The sequence below is a fragment of the Pseudomonas delhiensis genome (assembly GCF_900187975.1).
Classification (GTDB): Bacteria; Pseudomonadota; Gammaproteobacteria; order Pseudomonadales; family Pseudomonadaceae; genus Pseudomonas; species Pseudomonas delhiensis.
The window spans coordinates 1-2,649 of sequence record NZ_FZPC01000068.1; the positions used below are offsets into that span (position 1 = coordinate 1).

Genomic DNA, 2,649 nt, shown 5'->3' on the forward strand with positions numbered 1-2,649 from the left:
TTGTCAGCGGTGATGCTGAACTTGTTGTTGCACTGTTTGCATTCCCTTGCCCCGCCGGGCTTGGACGGGCCCATGATGGCGGGGGAGAAGGGGCTGATTGAGGTGGAGCAATGGGGGCATTTCATAATTCTTCCTTTCCTAATGAAGAGCTTTTAGCTGTTTTTAATCCAATCTAGAACTTGGGTTGCATACTTTTTGGGATTTTTTACTCGTATGGATGTTAGGTATCTCTCTAGCTCTTTGCTTCCCTGTATGGCTGAGAACATTTCTATGATGTTGTTTAACAGGTAACTCATTGCGTAGCTTACAAATTCAGTGTTTTCTACCTCTTTGGATATTCCTATTTTTTCTTCGATGCCATGTGTGGCATTATATTTTTTTATTGTGTAATTTATTATGGATTCTTCTGATTCGTTAAGAATTTTCTCTGCGTCTTGTATGCTCATGTTTGCAGAGTTTAATTTCCTCTGACTCAATATTGCTAGTGAGTCGCTGTAGTCCTTCTGAACTTTTATTGCAATTTTTTCTTCGATCTTTTTTAGCGTCTCTTGATATTTTTTATCTTTTATGAGTTTTGTGATTTCGTGTATGTCTACCACGTGTCAACTCCTTTAATTATTCGGATTAGGTCAGCTCCTACATGACGAAATTGGTCTACAGCCTCGTGCTCCCAAGGGTTTAGTATGTCGAGGTTGCCACTGTCATGTACTCCCTCTCCGCCAACTCGCTGAGGAATTGTGGAGTGATGTAGTTCTAATGAGACATCCTTGGTGGTTATAGCTTCCGTTTTGCGGCTTATTACTTCAACTGTCATTCTTGGCGCTTTGCCTTCGGACATCCTCGCAAGGTTGGCAGGAGAATAGGCGCGGCTTGGGTTTTGAGCTTCATTCCTCCAGAAGTTTTGCCTTGCTGTATTCCAGCATTCTAGCCCCCAAGGATCTATCCAAAGAGTTGGACTAGGAGCATATTTGTAAAGATTATTTCCTCCTCGCAACCCAATCGGATCCTGCCCCACAAACCGCCCCACCACCGGATCGTAGTAGCGGAAGGTGTTGTAGTGCAGCCCCGTCTCCGCGTCGAAGTACTGTCCCTGGAACCTCAGGTTCTGCTCGATCTCTTCTGCCGCATGGCGTTCCACTTCCCCCCAGGCCTTGTAGGTGGCCTGCCATACCGGCTTGCCGTCCTCGTCGGTGACGTCCAGCGGCGTGCCGATCTGGTCGGTGTGGAAGTAGTAGGCGCGCTCTTCGTCGCCTTCCCGGTCGACGCGGGCCAGGGGGGCGTAGCTGTCGGGTTCGTAGAGGTACAGGCTGTCGCCGTTAGCCCGGCGTTCCTGGAGCAGGCGCAGGCCCTGCCAGAGGAACCCGGTGCTTTTCGTCGTGCCGTCGCGTTCCACGGCCTTGGCCACCCGGCGGCCCAGGCTGTCGTAGTGGTAGCGGCCTTCGCTGAGCAGGTTGCCGTCGCGGTAGGTGCGGGCGCGGGTCAGGCGGTTTTCGCAGTCGTACTCGAAGTGCTGTTCCAGGTGGGCGCCGCGTTTGCGCACCACCATGTTGCCCCAGGGGTCGTAGTCGTAGCGCTGGTCTTGCCAGGTGCGCAGGCGGTTGTCGCGGATCTGGCCGTGGTGGCTGTCGCCCTCGGGGTTGACCAGGTTGGCGGCGGCGTCGTATTCGTGCACGCCTGCTTGATATGGTTCGGGAAAAGAGGATTCGATGGGGCCACCGCAGCTATGCATCCGGTGCAAGGATCGGTATTTATCTACAGCATCCATCTGATCCATTTGATATTGGTTTCATCGTAGAAGGTTGCTGTATTTATTTTCCAGATGTTTTCTTTGTCATTTTTTAATTCGAATCTGATTTTTGATTCTAGTCCTACGATTTGCTGGTATTCAAAAATGGCGTTTTTTTCATCTTTTGATTTTAATTCAAGCTTATCTCTTGCTGGATCATATGTTGTAGATTCTTTCATTGAAACTGATATTAATCGGCGACGGTCGCCTTTGTCCTTCAAGCAATGGCTGTTGAATATCTCTTCAAGCGCGGATTTTGCTGCCAACTTGATGGCTTTCATATCGTCGAAACGGTCTTCTTCAGCGGCGCTGAAGAGCTTTTCTGAATAGTGTGATTCCCAGTTTTTCATTGATGTGAGAAAGGATGTAATTGCTTCTTGAGGGGTGTTTTTTTCTGTCATTTTAGTTTCCAAATATGCCTTTTAATATTTGGCCTCCATTCGTGCTCAAGATATTTATATATAATTTCGGTTGGTCTGGTACCACAATTTCCGTAAAGCAACACGGCCTTGGCTATACCAAGGCCGCTATCATCTTCAGCGAATTATTAGAGAGCCAAGCTGAGGCTTGGCTATAGCATCCGCTGGCCTTCAAAGGGATTCCAGCCTTGCTGGCCTTTGACCTGCTTGAGGTAGTAGGCGTAATTGGTGATGACGGCGTAGCAGGCGGCGAAGCCCATGCCGATGCCGTTATCCAGCGCGCGGGGGATCTCGATGCCGGTCAGTATCTCGAACAAACCCTCCAGGATGCCCACCGCGAAGATGATGCCGAGCATCACCAGGTTCTTTTTCCATAGGCCGAGGACGAACCAGTAGATGGGGCCGAAGAAGAAGGCCAGGATGCTGGCGTTGATCAGGATGCGC

The 2,649-nt window shown here is 49.7% G+C and carries 4 protein-coding genes; all 4 read right to left on the reverse strand.

The features are described from left to right. Window positions 1-152 precede the first annotated feature (152 nt). A complete protein-coding gene (locus CHC02_RS30125) occupies window positions 153-599 on the reverse strand; it encodes a hypothetical protein (RefSeq protein WP_139210286.1) in 447 nt (148 codons plus the stop codon). Then, entirely contained in the window at window positions 593-1,774 is a 1,182-nt protein-coding gene (locus CHC02_RS29710) for an RHS repeat domain-containing protein (protein ID WP_089394937.1), read from the reverse strand. The genes CHC02_RS30125 and CHC02_RS29710 overlap by 7 nt, the downstream gene beginning before the upstream one ends. Continuing rightward, window positions 1,753-2,187 carry an NTF2 fold immunity protein gene (locus tag CHC02_RS29715; protein ID WP_089394938.1) on the reverse strand — a complete coding sequence of 145 codons (435 nt, stop codon included), beginning with the start codon at window positions 2,185-2,187 and terminating at the stop codon, window positions 1,753-1,755. The genes CHC02_RS29710 and CHC02_RS29715 overlap by 22 nt, the downstream gene beginning before the upstream one ends. A 170-nt stretch (window positions 2,188-2,357) precedes the next feature. Further along, on the reverse strand, window positions 2,358-2,649 hold a 292-nt coding region (locus CHC02_RS29720; RefSeq protein ID WP_089394939.1), incomplete at its 5' end, for a DUF2628 domain-containing protein.